General features: G+C 70.9%; 1 protein-coding gene. It reads right to left on the bottom strand.

The window, feature by feature from the left end; all coding sequences use genetic code 11:
- Nucleotides 1–20: 20 nt before the first annotated feature.
- Nucleotides 21–961: acyl carrier protein (locus HCC61_RS28725; RefSeq protein ID WP_169140528.1), on the bottom strand; the 941-nt coding region annotated here is incomplete at its 5' end.

Here is a 961-nt window from a genome sequence, read left to right as displayed (position 1 = left end):
CAGGTTCCCTTAGATCGCCGTCAGTTCGGGGGGTTCGTGTGCTCGCTGGCGAGTCGCAGCAGGCTCTCGGCGTCCATGTCCTCGATCGAGGTCGCGGTCGCTTCCGTGGACGCCGGTTCCTCCGCCGCCTCTCCGTCCTCGTCCGCGAGTTGCAGGACCAGGTCGAGGAGACCGGCCTTGCGGAGGCGGCTGACGGGGATGGACGCGAGGGTCTCCTTCACCTGTGCCTCCGGATCGTCCTCGGACCGCTCGGCGGCGGGCACGTCCGGAAGCAGCTGCGTGCGGACGTACTTGGCGAGGGCGTTGGGTGTGGGGTGGTCGAAGACGAGGGTGGCGGGCAGGGGGATGCCGGTGGCGCGCTTGAGACGGTTGCGCAGCTCGACGGCGATGACGGAGTCGAAACCCACATCGCGGAAAGCACGATTGGCCGGCAGCGCCTCGGCATCGCTGTAACCCAGGGCCGCTGCGGCGTGGGTACGGACCAGCTCCAGCAGCTCCCGGGAACGCTCCGCCTCCGGCAACCCCGCCAGGCGCGCCTTCAGCCCCGACTCGCCGCCGCCGTCGCCCGCACCACCGTCGGGGTCGGTGTCCGGTTCGGCCAGAGCGCGCTGGACCTGGGGGATCTCCGAGAGCAACGCGCTGGGACGCTCCGCCGTGAAACTCGGCGCGAACAGCTCCCAGTCCGTGTTCGTCACCGTCAGCAGCGTCCGGTCCTCGGCGACCGCCTGGCCCAGCACCCACAACGCCAACTCCGGCTCCATGGGGAACACTCCGCGGCGGCGCAACTGCGCGGCGCCTTCCTCCTGCGTGGCCATGCCCGCGTCGCCCCAGGCACCCCAGGCGAAGGAGGTGGCAGGCAGGCCCTGACCACGCCGGTACTGCGCCAACCCGTCCAGGAACGCATTCACCGCCGCATACGCCGGCTGACCACCACTGCCCCAACTCGCCGCACCAGACGAGA

Origin of the sequence: Streptomyces sp. HNM0575, from assembly GCF_012726265.1 — a bacterium.
Lineage (GTDB): Bacteria > Actinomycetota > Actinomycetes > Streptomycetales > Streptomycetaceae > Streptomyces.
Note: the sequence above shows the minus strand (reverse complement) of the source record. Positions and strands in the feature narration are given on the sequence as shown.